The organism is Pseudomonas sp. 9_2_1 (assembly GCF_059295275.1).
This window is the reverse complement of sequence record NZ_CM181239.1, coordinates 223,066-247,042: the sequence shown is the minus strand read 5'-3', so window position 1 is coordinate 247,042 and position 23,977 is coordinate 223,066. Positions and strand designations below refer to the sequence as shown.

Annotated in this window: 17 protein-coding genes and 1 tRNA gene; 9 read left to right on the top strand and 9 right to left on the bottom strand. The window is 63.5% G+C overall.

What is annotated here, in order from left to right:
- Positions 1-1,110: a methionine ABC transporter ATP-binding protein gene (locus tag AC5O5I_RS00980; protein WP_494511934.1), complete on the top strand. Its 1,110-nt coding sequence runs from the start codon at positions 1-3 to the stop codon at positions 1,108-1,110.
- On the top strand, positions 1,100-1,744 hold the full coding sequence (locus tag AC5O5I_RS00975; protein ID WP_494511933.1) for a methionine ABC transporter permease: 645 nt from the start codon (positions 1,100-1,102) through the stop codon (positions 1,742-1,744). Before AC5O5I_RS00980 ends, AC5O5I_RS00975 begins: the two co-directional genes overlap by 11 nt.
- A gap of 116 nt (positions 1,745-1,860) precedes the next feature.
- On the opposite strand, the gene dibA is transcribed toward AC5O5I_RS00975, so the two are convergent.
- Complete coding sequence (dibA, locus tag AC5O5I_RS00970; RefSeq protein WP_494511932.1) at positions 1,861-3,756, bottom strand: phosphodiesterase DibA; 1,896 nt, start codon at positions 3,754-3,756, stop codon at positions 1,861-1,863.
- A gap of 146 nt (positions 3,757-3,902) precedes the next feature.
- On the opposite strand from dibA, the gene desA reads away from it, so the two are divergent.
- A complete protein-coding gene (desA, locus tag AC5O5I_RS00965; protein WP_172225014.1) occupies positions 3,903-5,087 on the top strand; it encodes a delta-9 fatty acid desaturase DesA in 1,185 nt (394 codons plus the stop codon).
- A 99-nt stretch (positions 5,088-5,186) separates the two neighbouring features.
- Positions 5,187-6,215, top strand: a complete 1,029-nt coding sequence (locus tag AC5O5I_RS00960; protein ID WP_494511931.1) for a GGDEF domain-containing protein — start codon at positions 5,187-5,189, stop codon at positions 6,213-6,215.
- Between the two features lie 128 nt (positions 6,216-6,343).
- On the opposite strand, the gene AC5O5I_RS00955 is transcribed toward AC5O5I_RS00960, so the two are convergent.
- The 5 genes from AC5O5I_RS00955 to AC5O5I_RS00935 form a co-directional block, all read right to left on the bottom strand.
- The gene (locus AC5O5I_RS00955) at positions 6,344-7,603 is read right to left on the bottom strand and encodes an HDOD domain-containing protein (RefSeq protein ID WP_494511930.1); all 1,260 of its coding nucleotides are present in this window, start codon (positions 7,601-7,603) and stop codon (positions 6,344-6,346) included.
- Positions 7,604-7,742: 139 nt separating this feature from the next.
- Positions 7,743-9,020 carry a 4-aminobutyrate--2-oxoglutarate transaminase gene (gene gabT, locus AC5O5I_RS00950; RefSeq protein WP_172225005.1) on the bottom strand — a complete coding sequence of 426 codons (1,278 nt, stop codon included), beginning with the start codon at positions 9,018-9,020 and terminating at the stop codon, positions 7,743-7,745.
- 181 nt (positions 9,021-9,201) lie between these two features.
- Positions 9,202-10,644, bottom strand: a complete 1,443-nt coding sequence (gabD, locus tag AC5O5I_RS00945; RefSeq protein ID WP_172225001.1) for an NADP-dependent succinate-semialdehyde dehydrogenase — start codon at positions 10,642-10,644, stop codon at positions 9,202-9,204.
- 339 nt (positions 10,645-10,983) lie between these two features.
- Complete coding sequence (locus AC5O5I_RS00940) at positions 10,984-12,660, bottom strand: aryl-sulfate sulfotransferase (RefSeq protein ID WP_494511929.1); 1,677 nt, start codon at positions 12,658-12,660, stop codon at positions 10,984-10,986.
- A 17-nt stretch (positions 12,661-12,677) separates the two neighbouring features.
- Positions 12,678-15,014 (bottom strand): TonB-dependent receptor, encoded by a 2,337-nt coding sequence (locus AC5O5I_RS00935; RefSeq protein WP_494511928.1) that lies wholly within the window; start codon positions 15,012-15,014, stop codon positions 12,678-12,680.
- A gap of 192 nt (positions 15,015-15,206) precedes the next feature.
- On the opposite strand from AC5O5I_RS00935, the gene AC5O5I_RS00930 reads away from it, so the two are divergent.
- Positions 15,207-16,121 carry a LysR family transcriptional regulator gene (locus AC5O5I_RS00930; protein ID WP_494511927.1) on the top strand — a complete coding sequence of 305 codons (915 nt, stop codon included), beginning with the start codon at positions 15,207-15,209 and terminating at the stop codon, positions 16,119-16,121.
- Positions 16,122-16,409: 288 nt separating this feature from the next.
- Here the strand turns inward: AC5O5I_RS00930 and AC5O5I_RS00925 are convergent, their stop codons facing one another.
- Together AC5O5I_RS00925 and AC5O5I_RS00920 are read right to left on the bottom strand one after the other, a co-directional pair.
- Entirely contained in the window at positions 16,410-17,315 is a 906-nt protein-coding gene (locus AC5O5I_RS00925; RefSeq protein ID WP_172225944.1) for a TauD/TfdA dioxygenase family protein, read from the bottom strand.
- A gap of 37 nt (positions 17,316-17,352) precedes the next feature.
- Positions 17,353-18,390, bottom strand: coding sequence for an ABC transporter substrate-binding protein (locus AC5O5I_RS00920; protein WP_494511926.1), 1,038 nt, complete (start codon positions 18,388-18,390; stop codon positions 17,353-17,355).
- Positions 18,391-18,687: 297 nt separating this feature from the next.
- Here AC5O5I_RS00920 and AC5O5I_RS00915 point away from each other — a divergent pair, with 297 nt between their 5' ends.
- The 3 genes from AC5O5I_RS00915 to AC5O5I_RS00905 all read left to right on the top strand — a co-directional run bounded on the left by AC5O5I_RS00915 (position 18,688) and on the right by AC5O5I_RS00905 (position 21,302).
- Positions 18,688-20,289 (top strand): ABC transporter permease, encoded by a 1,602-nt coding sequence (locus AC5O5I_RS00915; protein ID WP_494511925.1) that lies wholly within the window; start codon positions 18,688-18,690, stop codon positions 20,287-20,289.
- Positions 20,286-21,149, top strand: coding sequence for an ABC transporter ATP-binding protein (locus tag AC5O5I_RS00910; protein ID WP_494511924.1), 864 nt, complete (start codon positions 20,286-20,288; stop codon positions 21,147-21,149). Before AC5O5I_RS00915 ends, AC5O5I_RS00910 begins: the two co-directional genes overlap by 4 nt.
- A 76-nt stretch (positions 21,150-21,225) precedes the next feature.
- Positions 21,226-21,302, top strand: a tRNA-Arg gene (locus tag AC5O5I_RS00905).
- A gap of 40 nt (positions 21,303-21,342) precedes the next feature.
- Here AC5O5I_RS00905 and AC5O5I_RS00900 read toward each other — a convergent pair.
- Positions 21,343-22,248, bottom strand: coding sequence for an ATP synthase subunit B family protein (locus AC5O5I_RS00900; RefSeq protein WP_172225935.1), 906 nt, complete (start codon positions 22,246-22,248; stop codon positions 21,343-21,345).
- A gap of 207 nt (positions 22,249-22,455) precedes the next feature.
- Here AC5O5I_RS00900 and AC5O5I_RS00895 point away from each other — a divergent pair, with 207 nt between their 5' ends.
- Positions 22,456-23,967, top strand: a complete 1,512-nt coding sequence (locus AC5O5I_RS00895; protein WP_494511923.1) for an SrfA family protein — start codon at positions 22,456-22,458, stop codon at positions 23,965-23,967.
- The last annotated feature ends 10 nt before the right edge of the window (positions 23,968-23,977 follow it).

Below are 23,977 nucleotides of genomic sequence, written 5' to 3'. Positions count from 1 at the left end.
ATGAGCCAGGCCAGCGCGCTCAGGGCGCCCACCGTACAACCACTGCCGCCAACGGCCAGGGAGCAGGCCCTGCGCCCGGAGGTCAATCAGGCCCATGTGCGCTTCATCGGCCTGGGCAAAACCTACCCAGGCCAAGCGCAACCGGCCTTGCAAGGCATCGACCTGAACATCCGCCATGGCGAGATCTTCGGCATCATCGGCCGCAGCGGCGCCGGCAAGTCGTCGTTGCTGCGCACCATCAATCGCCTGGAGCAACCCAGCCAGGGTCGGGTGCTGATCGACCAGGTGGACATCGCACCCTTCGACGAGGACCACCTGGTGGCGCTGCGCCGGCGCATCGGCATGATCTTCCAGCACTTCAACCTGATGTCGGCCAAGACCGTGTGGCAGAACGTCGAGCTGCCCTTGAAGGTGGCCGGCGTGGCCAAGGCCGAGCGCCAGCGCAAGGTGGCCGGCCTGCTGCAACTGGTCGGCCTGCAGGAAAAGCACCACATGTACCCGGCGCAGCTTTCCGGCGGGCAGAAACAGCGCGTGGGCATCGCCCGGGCGCTGGTGCACGACCCCGAAATCCTGCTGTGCGACGAAGCCACCTCGGCGCTGGACCCGGAAACCACCGCCTCGATCCTTGAGCTGCTGCGCGACATCAACCAGCGCCTGGGCCTGACCATCGTGCTGATCACCCACGAAATGGCGGTGATCCGCGATATCTGCCACCGGGTGGTGGTGCTCGAACGTGGCCAAGTAGTGGAGCAAGGTGAAGTCTGGCGGGTGTTCGGCGCCCCGCGTCACGAGGTCACCCGCACCCTCCTGGCACCCTTGCAGCCCCGTTTGCCTGCGGCGCTGCAAGCCAGTTTGCGGGCCAGCCCGGCGAGCGGCGGCAGTGCCGTGGTGCTGAAGCTGACCCTGCTCGGCGAGCCCGAGCTGTCTGCCCTGTTCAACGAGCTGGGTGGCCGTGTGCGCCTGTTGCAGGGTGGTGTGGAAACCATTGGCGAGCATGCCTTGGGGCAGCTGATTCTGTCGGTACAGCACTCGCCGCATGACACGTATCAATTACTGGAGCGCGCCCGCCGCTGGGCCGAGGACGTGGAGGTACTGGGCCATGTGGTTTGATCGCCTGCTCGAAGGTTTGCTCGATACCCTGCTGATGGTTGGTGTGTCATCGCTTGTCGCGCTGCTGGTGGGGGTGCCGATGGCGGTGTTGCTGGTCACCAGCGACAAAGCTGGCATCTTCGAGGCGCCACTGCTGAACCGGGTGCTGGGCGCGTTCGTCAACCTGTTCCGCTCGATACCGTTCCTGATCCTGATGGTCGCGCTGATCCCCTTTACCCGGCTGGTGGTGGGTACCACTTATGGCGTGTGGGCGGCGGTGGTGCCGTTGACCATCGCGGCAACGCCGTTCTTCGCGCGCATTGCCGAGGTCAGCCTGCGCGAAGTCGACCATGGTTTGGTGGAAGCCGCACAGGCCATGGGCTGCCGGCGCTGGCACATCGTCTGGCACGTGCTGTTGCCCGAGGCGCTGCCGGGAATTGTTGGCGGCTTCACCATTACCCTGGTGACCCTGATCAACTCCTCGGCCATGGCCGGAGCCATCGGAGCCGGCGGCTTGGGCGACATTGCTTATCGATATGGCTACCAGCGCTTCGACAGTCAGATCATGCTGACCGTGATTGCCATGCTGGTGGCGCTGGTGGCACTGATCCAGCTGGGCGGGGACCGCTTGGCGAAAGGCTTGAACAAGCGTTGAATGCAGGGGCTGCTTTGCAGCCCTTTCGCGACACAAGGCCGCTCCTACAGGCGACCGCGTATCCCTGTAGGAGCGGCCTTGTGTCGCGAAAGGGCCGCAAAGCGGCCCCGGCAATTTCAATCCCAGCGCAGATCCGCAGCCGGTACCGGCCGCCCGAACCAGTACCCTTGGCCCAGCTGACACTGCTCCTGCAGCAGGAAACCGGCCTGCTCCGCCTGCTCGATCCCTTCGGCATGCACCTGCATGCCCATGCTGCGGGCCAGGGCGATGATGACCCGCACGATCGCGATGTCATCCTCATCCAGCGGCAACCCGGCAACAAAGCCCTGGTCGATCTTCAGCTTTTGCACCGGCAAGCGCTTGAGCCGCAGCAACGACGAATAGCCCGTACCAAAATCATCAATGGCCAAGGTCACCCCCAGCTCACGCAACCGATGCAGCTGCTCAAGCGCCACTTCCGGGTCATCCATCACCGCGCTCTCGGTCACCTCCAGCTCCAGCAAAGCAGGGGCCAGACCGGTGTCGTGCAACACCTCGGCCACCTGCCGGTACAAATCGTGCTGGCCAAACAGGCGGCTGGAGATATTCACTGCCACAAATGCCAACTGCCGGCCCTCGGCCTGCCATTGCACCATCTGCCAGCACGCCTGGCGCAGCACCCAGGTGTCAATCTCGGCTATCAGCCCGGTGCGCTCGGCAATCGGGATGAACTCCCCCGGTGGCACCAGGCCGCGCTGAGGGTGCTGCCAGCGCACCAGCGCCTCGACCCCGACCTTGCTGCCCGTCGCCAGGTCATGCACAGGCTGGAAGAACACCCGCAGCTCGTCCTGCTCCAATGCCCGACGCAGCTCGCCGGCCGTCTCGACCCGGTGCTGGGCGTGGGCGGTCAGCTCCTCGGTGTACAGCGCATAACACGCGCGCCCGTTGATCTTGGCCTTGTACAACGCCGAGTCGGCGTTACGCAGCAGTTGCCCGGCACTCAACGCGTCGCTGGGGAACAGGCCGATACCGGCACTGACACTGATAAACAGGCGATGACCGTCGAACAGAAACGGCTCGCGCATGCGTTCGATGATGCACTGCGCCAGCTTGCCCGCCTGGCCAACCTGCTGGCAGTTTTCGGCCAGTACGCCGAATTCGTCACCGCCCAGGCGGGCCAGGGTCACGCCCGTACCCAGCACTTGCACCAGGCGCTCGCCCACCAGCTTCAGCAGCTGGTCGCCGATGGTGTGGCCCAGGCCGTCGTTGATGCTCTGGAAGTGGTCGAGGTCGAGCAACAACAGGGCACAGCCGCGCTTGTTGGCCTGCGCCGCCGCCAGCGCCTGCTCCAGCCGGTCAGTGAACAGTAGGCGGTTGGGCAGCCCGGTCAACGGGTCGTGATGGGCCAGGTAGGCCAGTTCCTGCTCCGAATGCTTGATCGCGCTGATGTCGCTGAACACCGCCACGTAATGGCTGACCTCACCCTCGTCATCGCGGATGGCACAGATGGTTTGCCACTGCGGGTAGATTTCGCCGCTTTTGCGCCGGTTCCAGATTTCGCCGCTCCACTCGCCCTTTTCAGCCAGGGTGGCGAAGATCTGCTGGTAAAATGCCAGGCCGTGGCGGCCGGACTTGAACTTGCTCGGCCGCTGGCCGATGACTTCGTCCTGCTGATAGCCGGTGATACGCATGAAGGCTCGGTTGACGTGCACAATCAGGCCTTGGCGGTCGGTCACCAGCACGCCTTCCAGCGTGCTGTCGAACACCGCGGCAGCCATGCGCAGCCGTTCACGGTCTTCGCAACGCAAGCGTGCGCCCGCACCAATGAAATTGAGCAGGCGCACACGTGACACGTAAATCAGTACGGCACTGAGCAGCACCCAGACCACCACATTGATCTGTCGCCCCACGGTCAAGGCCAGGGGGTCATCAGTCATGCTGTGCAGCATCACCTCGGCCAGGGCCAGCCAGAGGATCGAGAGCACCACATACAGCGCAGCCATGCGCAAGGCGTCGCGAACGGAAACAGACATGTCGGGTGGGGTAGGCCATGACCAAGGATGGGGCATTATAAAGGCTGAAACATGTCGTGACTTCCTATCTGAAGGGGTGACTGGTTTTATTTCCCCACCAAGGGATAATCAGCCCCTCCTCCTGCACTCCGAGGGTTTTTACACCTATGTGGTACAACGGCCTGCTCGACTTGTCGGCATGGCAACTGGTCGGCATCACCTTGTTGATGACCCATGTGACCATTGTCTGCGTCACGGTCTACCTGCACCGCTACTCCGCGCACCGGGCGCTGGAGCTCAACGGCGCGCTCAAGCACTTCTTCCGCTTCTGGCTGTGGCTGACCACGGCGCAGAACACCCGCGAGTGGACCGCCGTCCACCGCAAGCACCACGCCAAATGCGAGACGCCCGACGACCCGCACAGCCCGGTGTACAAGGGCCTGGGCACAGTGCTGCGCAAAGGCGCCGAGCTGTACCGTGAAGAGGCGCGCAACCCCGAAACCCTGCGCATCTACGGCAAGAACTGCCCGGATGACTGGATCGAGCGCAACCTCTACTCGCGTTACAAGCTGGGCGGCATCGTGCTGATGGCGGTGATCGACCTGCTGCTGTTCGGCACCATCGGCATCACTATCTGGGCGGTGCAGATGATGTGGATACCGTTCTGGGCCGCCGGCGTTGTCAACGGCCTGGGCCACGCCGTCGGCTACCGCAACTTCGAATGCCGCGACGCCGCCACCAACCTGGTGCCGTGGGGCATCGTCATTGGTGGCGAAGAGCTGCACAACAACCACCACACCTACCCCAACTCGGCCAAGCTGTCGGTCAAGCGCTGGGAGTTCGATATGGGCTGGGCGTGGATCCGCCTGTTCTGCCTGCTGCGCCTGGCCAAGGTGCAGCGCGTGGCACCCATTGCCCACCGGGTTGCCGGCAAGGCCAGCCTGGACATGGACACCGCCATGGCCATCCTCAACAACCGTTTCCAGATCATGGCCCAGTACCGCAAGCTGGTGATCGGCCCGCTGGTCAAGCAGGAGCTGGCACGGGTCGATGCCTCGGTGAGTCACCACTTCCGCCGGGCCAAGCGCCTGCTGTCGCGTGAGACCAGCCTGCTGGAAGACCGCCATCATGTGCGCATCGAGTCGTTGTTGGCCCACAGCCAGGCGCTGAAGACCATCTACGAAAAACGCCTGGCCCTGCAGCAGATCTGGGCGCGCACCAGCGCCAACGGCCACGACATGCTGGCGGCCATGAAGGACTGGGTACACGAAGCCGAAACCAGCGGTATCCATGCCCTGCGCGACTTCGCGGCACAACTCAAGACCTACTCGTTGCGCCCTACCAGCGCCTGACCGCCGTTGATCGGTACGCCCAGCTGGCGGGGCGTGCCGACCGGAACTTCACCCCTTCGTCTCGACTCAAAACGGCACATCGCCCGCGTGGCGGGCCGGATGCTGGCCGCACGCTTTCCTGTCGAGACCTGCTTTGTGCACATGGCCAAGAACATTCCAACGACGCTACCCGGGACACCGCCTCCCGAAGCCGCCCAGACGCTGCTTGCGCTGCTGCATGCCCAAGGCGAGGTTGCCCGCCTGAGCGAACGCGAGCAGCTGTTCAGCTCGCTGCTCGATAGCGTCAACGCGGTGCTCTGGGCCTTCGACTGGGAAACCCGCCAGGTGTTGTACGTGAGCCCCGCCTACGAACGCATCTTCGGCCGCCCGACCAGCCTGGTAATGGCCGACTTCAACGAGTGGCGCGACAGCATCTACCCCGACGACCTGGAGTTCGCCGAGCGCAGCCTGGCCCAGGTGCTGCTCAAGGGCGCGGTGGAAGACCGCGAATACCGCATCATCAACGCTGACGGCCAGGTGCGCTGGCTGAGCGACAAGTGCTACATCAACCAGCAGCACGATGGCGACCGGGTGATCATTGTCGGCATCGCCGAAGATATCACCGAGAAAAAGCAGCTTGAGGGCGAACTGCAGCGCCTGGCCACCACCGACGTGCTGACCCAGAGCAGCAACCGTCGGCACTTCTTCGAATGCGCCCAGCAGGCCTTCGACAGCGCCCGTGAAGACGGTACCCCGCTGGCCTTCCTGCTACTGGACATCGACGACTTCAAGCGCATCAACGACAGCTATGGCCACCAGGAAGGCGACCAGGTGTTGCAGCAGATCGCCGACAGCGGCAAGGCCGTGCTACGCCGTGGCGACCTGTTCGGGCGTATTGGTGGCGAAGAATTTGCGGCGGTTTTCCCGGGTTGCAGTGCCGAGGTAGCCGAACAGATTGCAGAGCGCCTGCAGCGGCAGATTCAGCGTTTGAGTTTCAGCCATGGGGAGCAGACCTACGGGGTAACAGTGAGCCAGGGGCTGACCGGGCTGACCGATGAAGACGTGACACTGGACAGCTTGTATGCCCGGGCCGATGCGGCGATGTACCAGGCCAAGCGGCAGGGCAAGAACCAGATCGTCCGCGGCTGAGAACCTGGGGGTGCTTTGCCCCCCATCGCCGGCAAGCCAGCTCCCACATGTACTGCCGAGGGCGTAAGGTCAATACGGTCGAGGTGGGAGCTGGCTTGCCGGCGATGGGCCGCAAAGCGGCCCCAACATCAGCCCGACACTTCGGCCTCAGCCATCGGCGGCTCTTCCTGCGGCTTGGTTTCAGGACTTTCCACCTTGCGCAACCGGCTCAGCTCCGGCAAACCCAACTTGAGCAAACGCGCCGTCTTGCCGCCGGCCACCTTCTCCAACCCCTGCTCAGCCGGTAACCGGGACAACTGCCCAGCCAGGTTCATGGCCAGGATTTCCCGCGAATACACACCCCCGCCCAGCTGGTAGATCGCCGCGATCAACTCGCGCAGTGCCAGCGGCAAACGCCAGCGGGTACGCAGCGCCGAGCCGAATGCAGCACCGAATTCATTAAGTGACAGCTGGACCTTGTCCTGGTCCAGCTCGCCGCCGGCCAGCTGCCATTCCTGCAGGCAGCGCAGCACCGCCAGGTCGCCCAGGCAATGCAGCAAGCCCGCGCAATAACAACGCCCTTCGTCCAGCTCGAGCAGGCGCGCCAAGGTGCGGCCATATTCGGCCGTGTGCAGGGAAAGGTTCCAGTAATGCGCCGCATGCTGCGCCAGCAGCGGGTCGCTGAGGCGTGCGCTGCGCTTGAGGGTCATGCCCAGGATCAGGTTCATGCTCTGGGTGGTGCCCAGCTTGTTCAGCGCCTGCAGCAACGTCTGCACAGGTGCGTCGCGGTGCAATGCTGCGCTGTTTGCTGCTGCAATCAACACGGCAGTCACCTGAGGGTCGCTGCGCACTTCCTCTTCGAGCACCTTCAGGTTCAACCCCTGAGGGTTGAGGGCGCGCTTGATCGCCACCTGCACGTCGGCCAGCAGCGGCCCGCCATCAGCGGTAGCTCGGCGCTGCTCAAGGTAGGCCGGCAGGCTGGCACCTTCCTGCAAGGCTGGCACCGGGCAGAGGATCTCCTCGCCAACGGCCACCAGCAGCTCTTCCAGGCGCTTGCGCAGGGTGTCCAGGTTCAGCGGCTTGCTCAGGTAGGCGGTCGGGTGCAGGGGCAGTGCTTCGCGCACGCTGGCGCTGTCGCTGCGGTTGCTCATGAGGATGAACGGCAACCCCGGCCCTTTTGCGCGCACCTTGCGCAGCAGATCGAGGCCATCGACGCCAGCCAGCTCGCGAGCAGCAATGATCAGGTCAGGTTTGCTGGACAAGGCGGTCAGCGCCTGCGAGCCGTCGGCGCATACCTGCAGGCGGGCGTCGCAACGCACGCTGAGCAGCATCTCCCGTAGCATGTCACGTACCCAGGGGTCGCCCTCGACAATCAGCACGATGGGCGGGGTGGGGTCTGCAGCGTTCATCGCCAACTACTCCTGAATAGCCCTGACACACAATCCTTCGCAGCTTCCTAAGCCAGTCCTCCGACAACCATAGCGCCCCTAGGCTTTTCTGGGCATAAAAAAAACCCGCCGAGGCGGGTTTTTTCAGAAGCGTGTCACATCAGGCGAGTTCAGCGAAGCACTCTTCGATGATGGCCAGGCCTTTGTCCAGCAGTGCGTCTTCGGCGGTCAGCGGGACCAGGATACGCAGGACGTTGCCGTAGGTGCCGCAGGACAGCAGGATCAGACCCTTGTCACGTGCCTTGGCCACAACCTGGCCAACAGCAGCAGCATCAGGGGTGTGAGTGCCTTTCTCGAACACTTCGACGGCAATCATCGAACCCATGCCACGGACGTCGCCGATGATCGGGTGCTTCTTCTGGATTTCGCGCAGGCCGGTGGTCAGGCGCTCACCTACCGCCTTGCTGCGGTCCAGCAGTTTCTCTTCTTCGAACACTTCGATCACGGCCAGGGCCGCAGCGCAAGCGATCGGCGAACCGGCGTAGGTACCGCCCAGGCCGCCCGGAGCGATGGCGTCCATGTACTCGGCCTTGCCGCAGACACCGGCCAGCGGGAAGCCGCCAGCGATGGATTTGGCGAAGGTGGTCAGGTCAGGCGCGACGCCCATCTGCTCCATGGCGAAGAAGGTGCCGGTACGGCCAGCGCCAGTCTGTACTTCGTCGGCGATCAGCAGAATGCCGTGCTGGTCGCACAGGGCGCGCAGGCGCTTCATCAGCTCTTTCGGCGCTGGCAGGAAGCCGCCTTCGCCTTGTACTGGCTCGAGGATGATTGCGGCGATGTCTTTAGGCTCGGCGTCGTTCTTGAAGATACGCTCGACCGAAGCGATGGCTTCGTCAACGCTCACACCGTGCAGCTCGTTCGGGAACAGCGCGCGGAACACGCCGCCTGGCATCAGGCCCATGCCAGCGGAGTACGGCACGACCTTGCCGGTCAGGCCCAGGGTCATCATGGTGCGGCCGTGGTACGCGCCGGTGAAGGCGATTACACCAGCGCGGCCAGTGGCGGCACGGGCGATCTTCACGGCGTTTTCAACGGCTTCGGAGCCGGTGGTGACCAGCAGGGTCTTCTTGTCGAAGTCGCCTGGTACCAGCTTGTTGATCTTTTCGCACAGCTCTACGTAGGGTTCGTAGGCCAGCACCTGGAAGCAGGTGTGGCTGACCTTGGTCAGCTGCTCTTGAACGGCCGCGACCACTTTCGGGTGCAGGTGGCCGGTGTTCAGTACTGCGATGCCGCCGGCGAAGTCGATCAGTTCGCGGCCTTCAACGTCGATCACGGTCGAGTTCTTCGCGGTGTCGACGAAGATCGGGTGGATCTGGCCGACGCCACGTGGGACGGCGGCTACACGACGTTGCATCAAGGATTCGTTGGTCTTGCTCATAATGCCCTCATTGCGCCGACAGGAATGGCGCTTTTATTCGGGGGTGGCTGGGTGTGCTGGCGAACAGTATTCGTTGATCGACTGCCGCAAACGCCCTGGCCACCAGGTACCACATGTAAAAAAGGCCAGCGAGACGTCGCTCTCGCGCCCCGCTGGCAGAGGTAAAGCCTTTACCGTGCTATCAAACGCTGATGCACAGGTATTTGATTTCGAGGTAGTCCTCGATACCGTACTTGGAACCTTCGCGACCCAGGCCCGAAGCCTTGATGCCACCGAACGGTGCAACTTCGTTGGAAATCAGGCCGGTGTTGATACCCACCATGCCGTATTCCAGGGCTTCGGCAACACGGAACACACGGCTCATGTCACGGGCGTAGAAGTACGAAGCCAGGCCGAACTCGGTGTCGTTGGACATGGCGATGACTTCGGCTTCGTCCTGGAAGCGGAACAGTGGCGCCAGTGGGCCGAAGGTCTCTTCCTTGGCGACGGCAGCGGTCTTCGGTACGTCGACCAGGATGGTCGGCTCGAAGAAGTTGCCTTCGATCAGCTTGCCACCGGACAGCACCTTGGCGCCTTTGGAAACGGCATCTTCGATGTGTTCCTGAACCTTGGCGACAGCCTTGCCGTCGATCAGCGGGCCAGTGGTGGTGCCGTCTTCCAGGCCGTTACCGATCTTCAGCTTGGCAACGGCAGCGGCCAGCTTCTGGGCGAACGCGTCGTAAACGCCGTCCTGCACGTAGATACGGTTGGCGCAGACGCAGGTCTGGCCGTTGTTACGGTACTTGGAGATGATCGCGCCCTCGACCGCCTTGTCCAGGTCGGCGTCGTCGAACACGATGAACGGGGCGTTGCCACCCAGCTCCAGGGAAACCTTCTTGATGTCCTTGGCGCATTCCTGCATCAGCTGGCGACCGATTTCGGTCGAGCCGGTGAAGGACAGCTTGCGCACCAGGGAGTTGCCGGTCAGCTCGCCACCAACTTCGCCGGCGCTGCCGGTAACCACGCTCAGCACGCCAGCCGGGATGCCGGCACGGTGGGCCAGTTCAACCAGGGCCAGGGCGGAGTACGGGGTCTGCGAGGCAGGCTTGAGCACCATGGTGCAGCCAGCGGCCAGGGCCGGGCCGGCTTTACGGGTGATCATGGCGGCCGGGAAGTTCCACGGGGTGATGGCCGCGGTAACGCCGATTGGCTGCTTGATGACGATCAGGCGCTTGTCTGGCTGGTGACCCGGGATGGTGTCGCCGTAGACGCGCTTGGCTTCTTCGGCGAACCACTCGATGAACGAGGCGGCGTAGGCGATTTCGCCCTTGGCTTCAGCCAGCGGCTTGCCTTGCTCGGTGGTCATCAGGCGAGCCAGGTCGTCCTGGTTCTCGATCATCAGTTCGAACCAGCGACGCAGCTTGGTCGAACGCTCCTTGGCGGTCAGGGCACGCCAGGCCGGCAGGGCCTTGTCGGCGGCTTCGATGGCGCGGCGGGTTTCCGCAGTGCCCATCTTCGGCACGGTGCCGATGACTTCGCCGGTGGCCGGGTTGGTCACCTTGATGGTCTGGCCATTGTCCGCATCCAGCCACTCACCATTGATATAGGCTTGCTGGCGGAACAACTGAGCGTCTTTGAGCTGCATGTCGGCTTCCCGAATTGTTGATTGTTGAAAAGCGCCCAAGGCAGGGCATCGAGCGTTTGAAATCTCAAACGAATGCTAAGCGGCTGCTGGGGTGTTGGACAATAGGCTGTTCGAAAAAAAGAACAAATGGTTGAACAGCCGGGCGGAAATTTCACATTTTTGTGTTGTGGCAGCCGGCCCAATCGCCGGCAAGCCAGCTCCCACAGGGACTGCACAGGTGCTGGAATTAGTGGGGTCCCTGTGGGAGCTGGCTTGCCGGCGATTGGGCCGGTACAGGTTAGACGAATGAACTGAAAGAAATGTGAAAGGAGGACCGACGGCCCTCCCGGAGGGGATGGCTCAGAACGCCTTGGCCAGATCGATCACCAGTGCACGGTAACCAACAGAGCCTGGCTGCCGGCTGTGCACCTTCAGCTCCACCAGCACCTCCTGGGTCCCGCGCCGCACTTCGTTGAGCACGGTAGTGGTCAGCTTCTCGGGGGTCAGGAAATTCACCGAAGCCGAGTAGATGAACTGGGTGTCGGTCTCGGGCCTGTACGCCACCACCGAGGTCACCGGGCTGTACCACTCGTCGCCGCGCTCCTTGCCGTACTCCCACAGCTGCTCGACCGTGCCCTTGTCCTCATCGATGCGGTACTCGACCGCACGGCTGTAATTACCGGTCAGCTTGGTCGGGGTGAAGTCACGGCCCCAGCCATTGTCAAACACGGTCAACGTGCCCTTGCCCGTCAGCCAGGCGGTGTGCTGGGTCCACGACCAGTCAAAGCCCTCGCTTGCCACCGGCGTAAGGACCTTTTGGCGCAGACGCTCAGGCCAGCCCTTTGGCGAGGCCAGGATCCACTTTACCTGCTTGTCGCGACCAATCTTCACCACGCCCTGGTGACGTGCTGAAACGATGATGCTGTCGTCATCTGCGTCGTAATCGATGGCATTGACATGTGCCCAGTTACGCCCGGTGCCCACCCCCGGGGTGTCGCCAAAGGGCTGGTCGCCCTCGGCAAGTTCGTTGGCCAGCCGTTCGGCCTGCTTCTGCACCCCGTCCGGCAACTGGATCGCCGCCTTGCCCAGGGTCTCCAGCAGATCACCGCGGTAAGGGTCGAGAATCTGGTTCAGGTCCCAGAAGTCCAACACATCCCCCGCCTCGTTGACCTCGATGATGTGGTCGCGAATCGAACGCACACGCTTGCCGTCGGGCCGGCGATAGTCGCTGGTGCCCACCCGTAGCAGATAGGTGCCGTTGGCGGTCTCGCGGATTTCATGGGAAAAGTCGGCGAACTTGTCGGGCAGACTGCGCTGCCAGATACGCCGGCCCAGCAGGTCGTACTTGGAATACGTCTGGCCCTGGCCCCAGATCAGCTTGCCGTCGCGGGTCTGCTGGAAGCCCATGGTGCCGCCCAGGCCGTCGCGGCGGTTGGAGTCGTGGATCTGCTCGATATCCAGGTACCAGCGCACATCCCCATTGCTGTCGGCAATCCAGTTGTTACCTACCTGGTCCCATTCCGCCGCGCCGCCCAGGCCGTTCCACTTGAAGGCCCGCCCGCCGGGGATGTCACCCTGCAGGTGGTTGAACAGGTACAGGCGGTTTTCGAAGCCTGGCGTTACCTTGACCGGCTCCACGTGCGGCAATGCGGCGGTCTGCCTGGCCACCACCGGCAAGCGCACGGCCGGTGCGTAGATCTGGTACTGCTCGCGAATGCGCTCGCCGTCGAGCTTGTAGGTCACTTCCACCTGGTTGACATGATCCGGATACAAGCCGAATACCGGGATGCCACCGTAGGTCCACAACGAGCGGTCAGACACCTCGTAGACAATGTCCACGCCGCGCTCGCCACGCCCCAGTACACGCACGTGTGCAGCACTCAGCGCACGCCCACCGTCGCGAATGATGGCCGTCAGCGGCGCCAGCCGGTAAGGGTTGACCACAACATCGCCGAGCAGTGCCTGGTCACGCTCGGGGACCCTGGCGGTCAGGCAGGCGCCTTCAGGCAATGCAGGGGTTTCGGTCTTGGCATTCATGGCATAGTTCCTTGTGCTCAGAAGTCGTAACGGGCAGTGGCACCAACGGTGCGCGGGGTGCCGAGCACGCCGGCATAACCACCGTTGGCCGAGTTCCACAGGCTGGTGAAGTAGGTTTTATCGCCGGCGTTTTTCACCCACAGCGACAGGTCGACCACGCCGTCGCCCTGGTCCAGGCGCACACCGGCGGAGAGGTTGACCAACGCGTAACTGGGGATCTGGCCGAAATCGGAATCGTCGATGGTGCCGACCGCTTTCGAGCGGAAGGCGTAGCTGGCGGTGACGTAGGGCTCGACGTGGTCGGTCGCCCGCCACTTGTACTGGGTGTTGAGGTTGGCGATGTACTTGGAGGCACCGACCACCTGATGACCGGACAAGTCGCAGGTGGCGGTGGCATTGGCCAGGCTCACCTCGGCCGGGCATGGCGCGTCCTTGTATTCGGTGTAGCGCACGTCGTTCCACGAGCCATTGACGTTGACCGTCAGGCCGCGTACCGGCAGCGCCGTGGCTTCGAACTCCAGGCCTCGCGAGCGAACGCTGCCGGCGTTGGCCAGATACTGCACGCGGTTGATCTGGTCGTAGACGTTGGCCTGGTAGCCATGTACCTCGGCCCAGAACAGGTTGGTGTTGAGCTGCAGGCGGTTGTCGAACAGCGCGCTCTTCAAGCCCACTTCGGCGTTGTTGACCCGCTCGGTGCCGACCAGCAGCGAGTCGGTGCCCAAACGTGGCGCGGCGCCGACAGTAAGGTTGATGCCGCCAGATTTTTCGCCGTGGGTAAGCGTGGCATAGCCCAGCAACTGTTCGTTGAAGCGGTAGCTCAGGCCCAGCAGGCCCGAGGGGCTGAAGCTGTACTGGTTGAGGTCACCCGAGTCGTAGGCCCCGACCCTGGCCTGACGTGCCGTGGCAGCGGCGCCGGTCACTGCCGTACCACCGACCGGCGAATCGCGTGTCACCCAGGCGCTTTTTTCTTCATAGGTACCGCGAATGCCAGCGGTGAAATCCAGGCGGTCGGTGATGTGCCAGGTACCCTGGGCGAACAGCGCGTAGCTGTCGGTATCGATGTGGCCATTGCCGATGGTATCGACATTGGCCAGGGCGCCGGCCGGGGTCACATTCCAGATATCCGCCTGCGGCCCGTAATAAGTAAAGGACTTGTTGTCCAGGTCCTGCTTGAAGTAGTACGCACCCAGCACGTAGTCGAAGACGCTACCAGTGGGCGAAGCCAGGCGGATTTCTTGTGAGTACTGTTTGTCGCGTACCGAGACTCCGGCGCTGTAGAACACCGGTACGTTCAGGCCGTCGTCGTTGCGCGGGGTAAAGTCCCACCAGCGGTAGGCAGTGATCGAAGTCAGGGTGAAATCATTTGGCAGGGTCCAGTTGGCCTCCACCGAGGTACCGCCCTGAAACACCGTTACCTGTTGGTCGGCGTCGAAATTGACCTTGCGCTCCTTGCCCGACACCAGCGTCGCGCCCGCCTGGGCGGCCAGGCTCTCGTAGCGGTTCACGCCATTGATGGTGGGGCCAGTGCTGTACAGGCTGAGGATGCCGTTGTTGGAGTCTTCTTCGTTGTATTCACCGATCCAGCGCAGGTTGAAGGTTTCGCTGGGTTTGAACAGCAGCTGGGTACGAAAACCCTGGCGCTTGCCACCGTTCAGGTCGTCACCGTTGTGGATGTTCTTCACATAGCCGTCGTCTTCGCTGCGGTAGGCGCTGATGCGCCCGGCCAACGTGTCGCTGATGGGCCCCGAAAAGCTGCCCTGGGTCTGCAGGTAACCGTCTTCGCCAATCGACTGCTGGATGCTGCCCTCGCGGTGGAAGGTGGGCTTGCGCGTGGTGATGTTCAGCACGCCGGCAGTGGTGTTCTTGCCGAACAATGTGCCCTGTGGACCGCGCAGCACTTCCAGCTGCTCCACGTCCAGCAGGTCGAATACCGCCATGCCGGGGCGGCCGAGGTAGACGTTGTCCAGATAGATGCCGACGCTGCCTTCCAGGCCGTCGCTGGCGGGGTTGTTGCCCAGGCCACGGATCGAGATGCTCGACTGACGGGCATGCACGTAGGCGACGTTGGTACTGGGCACCAGTTGCTGTAGGTCCTGCACACGGTAGATGCGCTGGGTTTCAAGGGTTTCGCTGTCCAGCACACTGATCGGCGTGGGCACGCTTTGCGCGGTTTCTTCACGGCGGCGGGCATTGACTGTGACGGTGCCAAGCCTGGCTTCCTGCTCTACGGCAGGTGCAGCGCTGACCGGCTCTACGGCGTAGCTGCCCGAGGATGCTGCCAGCAGCACGCCAGCGGCCAAGGGTTGCAAGGTGAAACGCGACGCGCGCGCAGGCCAACGGGTAAGTCCGGACATGCAAATGCTCCTTGAGGCATGGGCCCTGGCGAGCATTTCCGTTGGCGGAACCGAATCGCATTCAGTTGGGCTTATATTCTTTTAAGAGATATAAATATGTGTAATTCATATTTTGTGGAATAAGTAAGTCCCTTTATAAGGGGACTCATCCTTGTCAGCAATTGCATTTGACCGAAGGTTTCAATGTAGAAAATGCATATCGATCTGCGTCAGTTGCGTCACTACATTGCCTTGGTCGAACACCGCAGCTTCGTTGCCGCGGCGGCCGCGGTTAACCTGTCCCAATCGGCCTTCAGCCGCAGCATCCAGACCTTGGAGCACAACATCGGCTGCCGCCTGGTGGACCGCGCCAGCAAGGAGCTGGCGCCCACCCGCCAGGGCTTGCTGGTGCTCGAGCATTCGCGGCGCCTGGTGCATGGGGCGCATAACCTGGTCAACGAGATCCACCAGTTCAACGGCGCTACCAACGGGCTGGTGCGTTTCGGTTGCGGGCCGGCGCCAGCCGGTGGCCTGGTACCACGGGCGGTGGCCCGCTTCGTGGCGCAATACCCAGCGGCACGTACCTGTTTTCAGGTCGATAACTGGCAGGCACTGAACCGCAAGCTGGTTGCCGAGGAGATCGAGTTCTTCGTCGCTGACACGCGCCAGTTCGAGTCCGACCCGGACTACCAGGTGCACAAGCTGACGCCGCAGCGCTGGCATTTCTGCTGCCGTGCCGGCCACCCGCTGACCGAGCAGGCCGAAGTGCGCGCACGGGATGTGTTCGACTACCCGCTGGCCACCACCTTGCGCCCACCGAACATCCGCAAGATCCTCAGCGACCTGAGCGGGCGGCAAGACTTTCTGCCGTCGGTGGAGTGCGAGCATGGGTATGCGCTGCTGAATGTGGTGATGCATTCGGACACTATCGGCATTGCCTGCAATGCCAACTTGCGGCCGTATCAGCGGGACGGAGGGCTGGTGGCGCTGGAGCTGGCGGACCTGGTGCCAGAGCAGGAAGAATCCTTCTATACCCGCTATGGGGTAGTAAGCCGGGTGGGATATGGCCTGTCGCCGTTGGCTCATGGGCTGGTCAGGCAACTGATTGCCTGCGATACCGAGGTGTAGCAGGCGGGGGCTTCACCCCCGAATCGCCGGCAAGCCAGCTCCCACACCGACCGCACCGGCTTCAAGCCATGTGCAGTACCTGTGGGCAGGGCTCCCCTTCCAATCGCCGGCAAGCCAGCTCCCACACCGACCGCACCGGCTTCGAGCCATGTGCAGTACCTGTGGGCAGGGCTCCCCTTCCAATCGCTGGCAAGCCAGCTCCCACAGGGACTGCACATGGCTCGAAGCCGGCGCGGTCGGTGTGGGAGCTGGCTTGCCGGCGATGGGCCGCAGCGCGGCCCCGGCTCTTCAGCCTTTGCGGATCGTTCGGCTCAACTGCCCATCCACCCCCACCGGCACCTCACCCGCCAATGTCACCCGGCGCACCACCCGCGGCTGGGTGCCGTAATCGTCCACCGCATAATGCTGCGTTGCACGGTTATCCCAGATCGCCACATCCCCCGCCTGCCAACGCCAGCGCACGGTGTTTTCCAGCCGCGTCACATGCCCCTGCAACACCGCAAACAAGTGCTGCGAATCGGCCAGCGAATAGCCTTTGATGCGCTTCACGAAATGCCCCAGCTGCAGCGCCCGTTCGCCACTGATCGGGTGCACACGTACCACCGGGTGCTCGGTCTCATACACGGTGGAGGTGAACACCTTGCGGTAACGCTCCAGCTTGGTCGGGTCCACGTCAGGCTTGAGGCTGGCGTAGTCGTACTCGTTGCTGTGCACCGCCCACAGCTTGTCGGCCAGCTCGCGCAGCGGCTCGGGCAGCTCCTGATAAGCTGCCGCAGTGTTGGCCCAGACGGTGTCGCCACCAGCGGCCGGCGCTACCACGCTGCGCAGGATGGAGGCCTTGGGGTAGGCATCGACGAAGGTCACGTCGGTGTGCCAGGAGTTGGCCCGCTGGCCTTCGGCGCCATCGAGCTGCAGCAGGTAGCTGGTGCCATCCACCACCGGCACGGTGGGGTGGGCGACGGGCTCGCCGAGCAGCTTGGCGAAGGCTTCCTGGCTGTGGTCATCCAGGTGGGTCTGGCCACGGAAGAAAATCACCTTGTGCGTCACCAGCGCGGCCTGGATGGCATCGAGGGTGGCGGCATCAAGGTCTGCAGACAACTGCACCCCGCGGATCTCGGCGCCGATACGGCCGGCAACCGGGTGAATGTCCAGGGCGAGGGTTTGTGGCACGGTGGCCAGGGCGGCATTACTCATGGTGGTGGTCCTTGCGGTCATTGTCGGGTTGTTCGAGTCAGCGGGCGGCCTGCACGGCCTGTTGGTGTTGCAGGGCGGCGTCGAGGAAACGCGGTTCGATCCAGTCCGCCACCTGGAAGCCACGGCGGATCAGGCGTTCCTTGGCAGCCAGGTCCACACCCTGCTGCAGCTGGCCGACAAATGCGGCGTCCAGGCGTGGATCGAAGTAGTGGGCAAGGTCTTCCCTGGCCAGGTCATCGCTGAGGATGCTGCGTGGCCAGTTGGCATTGCTGGCCACCAGGTCGAGGTAGGCCTCGCGGTTGTGTTCATCGCGCAGCCAGGCGCTGGCCTGCTCCTGGGCGTTGACCAGGCGCTGCACCAGATCGGGGTACTTGCGGATGAAGTCGCCAGTGCCCAGCAGCACGGCCTGGGTACTGCCAGCGCCTTCCAGGTCACGCGAGTTCACCGGCAGCTCCACCAGCCCGCGCTCACGCAGCGACAGCAGGCTGGACAAGCCCCAGGTCGCGTCGACTTGCCTGGCGGCCAGCGCTGCGTTAGCGGCGTTGAAGTCGAGGTTGATCACCTTCAGCTCACGCTCGCTCAGCCCCTGGCTGGCCAGGGCGCTGGCAAACGACAGCTGGTTGGCCGTGCCGCGGAAAACCGCAACGCGCTTGCCCTTCAGGTCATGCAGGGTCTTGATGCCGGAGCCGGGCACCACGCCCAGGTAGCTCTTCACCCCACGCACCCCCGCCGACAGCACCCGGGTGTCCAGGCCATTGGCCTTGCCGACGATTGCGGCCAGGTCGCCGAGGTAGGCGAAGTCGGCCTGGCCGTTGGCCAATGCCTCGTTGACCACCGGCCCGGCACCTTTGAAGAAATGCCAGTCGATGCGGATGCCGTCCTTGGCGAACGCCTTCTCAAGCAGTTGTTGGTCACGCAGCACATCCACCACACCGCCAGCGCTGGGCTTGCTGCCAGCACTGAGGTCGGGCACGGCAATGCGAATGCTCTCTGGCTTGCTCGGCTCCGCCGCTTGGACGCTAAGGGTGAAGGCCAGGCCAAGGGCGGTTATCAGGTGGCGCAACGGGGTTTTCATGGCAAGGCTCCTGGTCAGGCTGCCACCGGCGATGGCCGGCGCTATGGCCAGAAGCTAGGCAAGTCTGGTTAGAACCTACAAAGATCAAAAGCTCATTTTTTAGTAACTGGAAGGCATAAATCAGGCGCTATGCGGGCCTGGACGAAGCTTGCGGAATACGCATGGAAAATATGAGGAAAACGCAACGGATGAAGGCTTCCGTATGCAGAGGGGGCGTGCTCTTATCTCTTGAATATCGCTTGTCGGATTTTTTAATTCCATAAACGAATAAACTCACAACGCTTCGAGAGATGGCCCATGAATGGAGTTCTCAGCAGGAATCGGCGGTGGCTTCGGGGGACGCTGCGCGGCCCTATTACGACGCAGGGCCGCTCCTACAGGGTCGGTGTGCGTTTGCTGCCGTGGGTTTTGCCTATAGGGATTGCGTTGTTGTGGGCGGTGGCCAGCCGTCAGCACTGGATGAGCGAGCAGATCCTGCCGGCACCAGCGCTGGTATGGCAGAGCGCGGTCGAATTTGGCTCCGGGGAGCTGTGGGGGCACCTGTGGATAAGCCTGCAAAGGTTGTTCTGGGGGCTGGCGGTCGGCATCGGCGGCGGGTTGCTGCTGGGCGTCTGGCTTGGCGCTTCGCGACGGGCGCAGACGCTGGTGCTGCCAACCTTCGTGGCACTGGCACAGATTCCTACCTTGGCCTGGATCCCGCTGTTCATGCTGTTCTTCGGCATCGGCGAGCTGCTCAAGCTAGTGGTACTGGTAAAGGCGGTGGTGGTGCCGGTCACCTTGCACACGCTGGTAGGCGTGCGCGATGCCCAGCCCAAGCTGCGTGAGGCGGCGGCTGCCCTGGGCCTGCCGCGTCACCTGGTGCTGCTGCGGCTATTGCTGCCGGCCGCCCTGCCCGCTTTCCTTACCGGCGTGCGCCTGGCCCTGGCCACTGGCTGGACGTCGCTGCTGGCGGTCGAGCTGCTGGCCTCCAGCGAGGGCATCGGCTACCTGATGGTGTGGGGGCGGCAGCTGTTCATGCTTGACCTGGTGCTGCTGTGCATCCTGGTGATCGGGCTGGTCGGGGCGGTGCTCGAGCGCGGTTTTTCTGTCGTTGAAAAGCGCCTGTTGTTCTGGCCACAAGCAGCTACCGGCGAACAACAGCGCGGGCCGCTGCCACGCGGCTGGCAAAGCCTGTTGCTGCCACTGGCGCTGCTGGCGGTGTGGCAGGCCAGCAGCAGTTCAGGTTGGGTCGACTCGAACATCCTGGCCTCGCCGCTTGATGTGTTGCACACCCTGCTGGTCGGCCTGGCCGATGGTTCATTGCCAGAGGCGTTGCTGCTAAGCCTGCAGCGCACCCTGACCGGCCTGGTGCTGGGCGGCGGCGCCGGGCTGCTGGCCGGTTTGCTGCTCGGCCTGTCGCAGCCTGCCGAACGCTTCTTCGGGCCAAGCCTGTCGGCCTTGCGCCAGGTGGCACTGTTCGCCTGGGTGCCGCTGCTCACCGCCTGGTTCGGCCTGGGCGAGGGCGCCAAGCATGTGTTCGTCGGCCTGGCGGCGTTCTTCCCCTTGCTGATTGCCACCCAGCGCGGTATCGCCAGCCTTTCGCCTCAACTGGGCGAAGCCGCCAGCACCTTGCGCCTGAACTTGTGGCAACGCCTGCGCCTGCTGGTGCTGCCCGGCGCGGCCCCGGCGATATTCGCCGGCCTGCGCCTGTCGCTGATCTACGCCTGGCTGGGCACCATCGGCGCCGAATACTTCATGCCCTCGGACGGTGGCATCGCCAGCCTGATGATCGGCGCCCAGCAACTGTTCCGCATGGACCAGGTAATGGCCGCCATGCTGCTGATCGGCCTGGTCGGCGCCCTGCTCGGCACCCTTGGACAACGCCTCGAATCGCGCGCCACGCGCTGGAGAACCGCATGAACGCCTTCAATACTTCGCATCTGCACGCGGCCAATCAGCCCGACACCACTCCGCCGCTGGTCAGCTTCGAGGGGGTTGGCAAAGTGTTCAGCGTCGACGGCCAACCGCTCGAGGCGATCCGCAACTTCAACCTGTCGATCAACCAAGGCGAATTCATCGCCATCGTCGGCGCTTCCGGTTGTGGCAAGTCCACCTTGCTGCGCCTGCTGGTGGGGCTGGATACCGACTACAGCGGCAGCATCCGCGTCGACGGCCGTGCGGTAAGTGGCATTGGTGGCGAACGCGGCATCGTCTTCCAGGAGCATCGCCTGTTCCCCTGGCTGAGCGTTGAGCAGAACATTGCCCTGGGCCTGGCCAACCAGTCCCTCACTCAGGGCGAGCGCGCCCGGCGGGTGCACGAGTTCGTGCAACTGGTGGGGCTGGCGGGCTTCGAGTCGGCCTACCCGCACCAGTTGTCCGGCGGCATGGCCCAGCGCGTGGCGATCGCCCGCGGCCTTGTGGCCAGCCCGCGCATCCTGCTGCTCGACGAGCCGTTTGGCGCGCTGGATGCGCTGACCCGCCAGCAACTGCAGGATGAACTGCTGGCCATTCGCGAACGGGCTGGCATCACCACGCTGCTGGTCACCCACGACGCCGAAGAAGCCACCTACCTGGCCGACCGGGTGGTGGTGCTGGAGCCACGCCCTGGGCGGATCAAGGCGGTGGTGGAAGTCGACCTGCCGCGCCCACGCCTGCGCACCGGCGTTGCCCTGCACGGCCTGCGCGAAAAAGTGCTGCACCAGATTACCGGCGACGGCGGCTACCTTCCGCAGCCGGCGCGTCGGGTGGAAGGCCTGCGGCCGGAGCTGATCGCCCTTTGACTTGCAACGGGTAAAAACAGCTACGGATCAAGGCGATGGACGCCACCGATACAGATGGGTATCATGCGTGCGCGTTGCACTCGTAGCTCAGCTGGATAGAGTACTGCCCTCCGAAGGCAGGGGTCGTGGGTTCGAATCCCGCCGAGTGCGCCATATCAAAAAAGCCCTGGGAGATCTCCCGGGGCTTTTTCGTTTATTCCGGCTGTACGTCTATCACCTGACCGCCGCGCCGGTCGCCGTGCAGGGCCATGTACCTGGCCAACTGATCCATACGCTTGCCCAGCGCCTGCAGCAGCCGGTCGCGGGTGCCGTTGACTTCGTTGGCGTTGAAGATACCGGGCTCTTTCAGGTAAAGCTGGAATTGCTGGTTGATCCCCTTGGGCGACAAGGTCACGTAGTTCTGCCCGGCATTGTGGTTGTACAGCGCTACCATCTGGCCCATGTCCTGGTTGGCGTTGCGCAGAAACGCCATGCTCACGTGCTGCCCTGGGCGAATGCGGACATCGTTGTTGTTCAGCTGGAAGCACGCCTCGGTGCCGTTTTCCAGGCGCACCCAGAACTCATGCTCCTGAACGTTGCGGGCGCTGACCTGCAGGGTGGATGAACTGCCAGCGATGGTCCCGGTACCCTTCCAGAGGGTGCCGCCGCCTGCCTGGTGCGAGTGATAGGCATCCATGTGCGTCTGGTTGCGCTTCTCGCTTTCGAGCACTTCGCCATTGCGCACGAAGAACATCAGCTGCCGCTCGAAGTGGTTGAATGGCTCTTCGATGAAGTTGACGTCTTCCGGCGTGAGGGTGACGTCGTACATGGTGCGGATCATTTCTGCGCGCGCGGCTTTGTCTTGCCTGGCCTGCTCCTGCAGCTTGGCACGGCGCTGGCGCGCATCGTCGATGGCCTTCAAGGCCTGGGCCTTGAGCACCGGGGTTTTCTCTTGTGCGTAGCCCGCGGCCTTGTCACTGGCTTCCTTGATGATGGGCGCGGCTTTCTGCCCTGCCTCCACCGCCAGGTCGCGGGCCTTCTCCAACGCCTGGGCGGCCTTGGCGGCCAGCTCCGGGTTGGCATCATAGGCCTTCTTCTTCAGGTCATCCCAAAGGCTCATGCTCTTCGTGCTCCATTCGTCGATGATGAGGTGCCGATGCCGGTGATCGGATCGCGGAGTGTAACCGGATAATTCTTGCTTTGACGCCAAAAAGCAGCCATATGAATTGACGAAAAAAGCACTTTGCCATTAGTGTTGCTCGGTTTTTCGGTATTGATTAAGGGATACCGAATGGATTCGGCTAATAGACTAGGTAGGTCTACAAGGATGCGCGGAGTATTACTACGCAGCGGCAGAAGTGAGCACTTCACCGCATTGGGCGAGACCGGCCAGCCCGTCTATCGCGCGGCTTTGCAGATTCGCGAAGCGATTCGCCGCAAGTATCCGGACCATCCGGAGCTGATCGAGCACCTGGCCATTCCCCAGAGCGACGAGCTGGGCAACACCATCGACTGGTACAGCGACCGCCCGGGCGATGTGATCCCCTGGAGCAGTGCCACCGAGGAAGAGCGCGCGCCAGCACGGGTGCAGCTTGAAATGCTGCAGAGCAAGATCAACGCACTCAGCAACACCTTGCTCGGCCTGGACGCCAATGGCCAACCCTCGGCAACGGCCAGAAAGGCTGCCGAGGGCGACAATGCCGTGTTCGGCAAGCTGCTCACCTGTGTGGTGCCGTTCCCTGACGAGAATTTTGTCTACCTGGTCGACGGCCGGCCGGTACTGACCTTCTGGGGCTTTATCCATGCCGGCGCCGAGCGCAGCCGGCAGCCCCTGCATTGCCTGTATCCACGCACAGCCCCCATCCCCGAGCCTGTCGCCGCGCCGCTGGCGCCGCCCGTTGCACCGGTCGCACCGGCAGCAGCGGCACTACCAGCCGCTGCTGTCGCTCGCCTGCCGTGGTGGCGCAACTGGCGCTGGCTGCTGCCGTTCCTGCTGTTGTTGGCGCTACTGCTCCTGCTGCTGTTCGGGCTGCGCGGTTGCATCCCCGGGGTCAATCTACCGGGCATTGGGATACCGGACCTTGGCCGCGATACCGCTGTCGGCAACAGCGACCTCTCCAGGGCGCCAAGCGGTTCGTCGAACCTTGTCGACGTGCCGAACGGCCAGGCCGGTGTGCCTGTGGCAGGTGAGCTGACGCCTGAAGGTGGCGCTACCGCCCTGCCGACGGATCAGCCCGAAGCCGGCAATGGCACGCCACCAGGTGGCAACGAAACACCCGCCCAGGATGCTGCCGCTCAAGCCCCGCCAGAAGGCACGCCGGAACCAGCGGCTGAGCAACAGCCAGCGGCGGAGCCGACGGCCGACACGCCACCACCCGGCGCTCCCGAAGATTCGCCGCCTGGGCACACGCCACCCGCCCCGCCGCAGCTCCCCGAAGAGCAAGGGAAAGCCAGCACTCAACCAGCACTGCCAGACCAGCTGAGCATTCCCCCGGATGCAGCCGACGGCAACGCGGACTTCCTCAATGGTAACTGGGCCGGGGCCGGTATTCAGGAGGCAGGTACCGGCAAGCCGCTGCGCCTGAAATACGACTTCCAGAATGGCAAGGGCCAGGCCACGGTCAGCCGCTCGGACGGCGTGCGTTGCCAGGCGCCCGTGTCGGCGGCCATGCAGGGCGGCCAGTTGTCGATCAACAGTGCAGGCCAGGCTGCCTGTGCTGACGGCAGCAGCTACGACCTGCCCCAAGTCGATTGCAAACCCAACGCCACTGGCGCGGCCGACTGCAACGCCAACTACGGCGCCGAAGGCTTCCCGATGCAAATGAAAAAAGCCGGCTAATCACACGAGA

Coding starts and splice junctions, on each gene's coding strand:
- AC5O5I_RS00915 (WP_494511925.1), top strand. CDS start 18,688: ATGAATGGAGTTCTCAGCAGGAATCGGCGGTGGCTTCGGGGGACGCTG.
- AC5O5I_RS00980 (WP_494511934.1), top strand. CDS start 1: ATGAGCCAGGCCAGCGCGCTCAGGGCGCCCACCGTACAACCACTGCCG.
- AC5O5I_RS00960 (WP_494511931.1), top strand. CDS start 5,187: ATGCTGGCCGCACGCTTTCCTGTCGAGACCTGCTTTGTGCACATGGCC.
- AC5O5I_RS00940 (WP_494511929.1), bottom strand. CDS start 12,660: ATGAATGCCAAGACCGAAACCCCTGCATTGCCTGAAGGCGCCTGCCTG.
- desA (WP_172225014.1), top strand. CDS start 3,903: ATGTGGTACAACGGCCTGCTCGACTTGTCGGCATGGCAACTGGTCGGC.
- AC5O5I_RS00920 (WP_494511926.1), bottom strand. CDS start 18,390: ATGAAAACCCCGTTGCGCCACCTGATAACCGCCCTTGGCCTGGCCTTC.
- dibA (WP_494511932.1), bottom strand. CDS start 3,756: ATGTCTGTTTCCGTTCGCGACGCCTTGCGCATGGCTGCGCTGTATGTG.
- AC5O5I_RS00895 (WP_494511923.1), top strand. CDS start 22,456: ATGCGCGGAGTATTACTACGCAGCGGCAGAAGTGAGCACTTCACCGCA.
- AC5O5I_RS00900 (WP_172225935.1), bottom strand. CDS start 22,248: ATGAGCCTTTGGGATGACCTGAAGAAGAAGGCCTATGATGCCAACCCG.
- AC5O5I_RS00955 (WP_494511930.1), bottom strand. CDS start 7,603: ATGAACGCTGCAGACCCCACCCCGCCCATCGTGCTGATTGTCGAGGGC.
- gabD (WP_172225001.1), bottom strand. CDS start 10,644: ATGCAGCTCAAAGACGCTCAGTTGTTCCGCCAGCAAGCCTATATCAAT.
- AC5O5I_RS00975 (WP_494511933.1), top strand. CDS start 1,100: ATGTGGTTTGATCGCCTGCTCGAAGGTTTGCTCGATACCCTGCTGATG.
- gabT (WP_172225005.1), bottom strand. CDS start 9,020: ATGAGCAAGACCAACGAATCCTTGATGCAACGTCGTGTAGCCGCCGTC.
- AC5O5I_RS00930 (WP_494511927.1), top strand. CDS start 15,207: ATGCATATCGATCTGCGTCAGTTGCGTCACTACATTGCCTTGGTCGAA.
- AC5O5I_RS00910 (WP_494511924.1), top strand. CDS start 20,286: ATGAACGCCTTCAATACTTCGCATCTGCACGCGGCCAATCAGCCCGAC.
- AC5O5I_RS00925 (WP_172225944.1), bottom strand. CDS start 17,315: ATGAGTAATGCCGCCCTGGCCACCGTGCCACAAACCCTCGCCCTGGAC.
- AC5O5I_RS00935 (WP_494511928.1), bottom strand. CDS start 15,014: ATGTCCGGACTTACCCGTTGGCCTGCGCGCGCGTCGCGTTTCACCTTG.